The 633-nt window shown below is 43.9% G+C and carries 2 tRNA genes; both read right to left on the bottom strand.

From position 1 onward, the window contains the following. Positions 1–308: 308 nt before the first annotated feature. Positions 309–384, bottom strand: a tRNA-Ala gene (locus tag BV405_RS17490). 22 nt (positions 385–406) lie between these two features. Further along, a tRNA-Ile gene (locus BV405_RS17485) sits at positions 407–483 on the bottom strand. Positions 484–633 lie beyond the last annotated feature (150 nt).

Raw genomic sequence — 633 nt, 5'->3', positions numbered from 1 at the left:
TGCTTGACCATATAACCCAAAAGGGTCTGGTTAAGACTTTGCTGATTACGATAATCACCGGATACGCGCTATCAAGATTACAAAGATAAAAATTTATCCGCTTGGTGTTTAGGCGAGGCCTAAAAACCAAACATTTGTTGGATCAATTTCAAACACTTGTAATACAAAATATACAAAGTATCTTTAATTGGCATTAATCTACATTGTTAAAGAGCGGTTTTCATAAAGAAAACATAAGAAAATCACTGAACCCTAAGGGACAATGTTTTGTTATGTTCACTTCTTGGTTTGAACAATCAAACACGAAATGGTGGAGCTATGCGGGATCGAACCGCAGACCTCCTGCGTGCAAGGCAGGCGCTCTCCCAGCTGAGCTATAGCCCCATATCGAGTTGTCGAAACTGAATGGTAGGCCTGAGTGGACTTGAACCACCGACCTCACCCTTATCAGGGGTGCGCTCTAACCAGCTGAGCTACAAGCCTACAAACTTGGCTAACCTAGCGATCAGACCAAACGTTTCAGCCTAGCGACTGTGCTCTTCTTTATCTTTCAGTCAGACAATTCATGTGGACACTTTACCGGGACGATCTGGAGATGTCGTTTAAGGAGGTGATCCAGCCGCAGGTTCCCCT

The organism is Oceanospirillum sanctuarii (assembly GCF_002150805.1).
Classification (GTDB): Bacteria; Pseudomonadota; Gammaproteobacteria; order Pseudomonadales; family Halomonadaceae; genus Oceanospirillum; species Oceanospirillum sanctuarii.
Note: the sequence above shows the minus strand (reverse complement) of the source record. Positions and strands in the feature narration are given on the sequence as shown.